Annotated in this window: 2 protein-coding genes; both read left to right on the top strand. The window is 41.2% G+C overall.

All coding sequences use genetic code 11. The annotated features are described in order from the left end of the window. Positions 1 to 483, top strand: a 483-nt coding sequence (locus L2755_RS22020; protein ID WP_248982761.1) for a hypothetical protein, incomplete at its 5' end; no start/stop codon positions are given. Next, complete coding sequence (locus tag L2755_RS22025; RefSeq protein ID WP_248982762.1) at positions 476 to 775, top strand: hypothetical protein; 300 nt, start codon at positions 476 to 478, stop codon at positions 773 to 775. The genes L2755_RS22020 and L2755_RS22025, both read left to right, overlap by 8 nt. The last annotated feature ends 39 nt before the right edge of the window (positions 776 to 814 follow it).

Genomic DNA, 814 nt, shown 5'->3' on the forward strand with positions numbered 1-814 from the left:
GGTGACATAGACTCATTCACCCCAAATGATCCTGGTGGCTTTATAGTAACAAGAGGGGCTACTTCAACCAGTTCAGTGACCTCATCTTACGCCTACGATACATTGTCGTATGCACCTGAGAATGATTGCATCAGAATGTATGCAAATGATGGTTCATTAAGTACGGACGGGTACAGCATCATTGGCCTTGGTAGAAGGGATACATTCTCATACAGTTACGCGCAAGCAGCAGAATGGGCAGATGAAAACATCAATACTTCATTGTCACCAGCTTTCATTGATAACAGTGATTACAGCTTTGTAAGGTCAGAAATTCACCCGATGAGAAGAGGGGTTATGCCGGGTATGTATTTTGCGGGACTGTCCGGATATAGCCAATCAGAACTACTTGTAGTCAGGGTTTTAAACGGTGTAGAACACATATTAGTACCAAGCTATTCGGCTGGCTTAATGTGGATAAAGATAGGTGACTGGTATGATTAAATTATACAAGGGCATAAGCGTTAGTGAGGGGACTATGGTCGGTTTAGTTGAGTGTGATTTAGATCTTGATGCGGAACGTTGCATTATAATGGATCGTAACACAATGACAGTTTTTGCTAATGCAAAAGTAAATACCTCTGGAGTACTAAAGCGAATTATACCAAGAGAATATGCCGTAAATAACCACCTCCTTATCGGTATAATTGATGATACAGGGGAATTTAATGCCGTTTTTGCTGATGGTGTTAAGGCGCAATTGGTGGATATAAACACGGTAGACATGAGCCAATGATAAAATTGCGTTTCACTGATGACTGGTTAAACGCAGAAT

The sequence above is a fragment of the Shewanella abyssi genome, assembly GCF_023284025.1.
GTDB lineage: Bacteria > Pseudomonadota > Gammaproteobacteria > Enterobacterales > Shewanellaceae > Shewanella > Shewanella abyssi.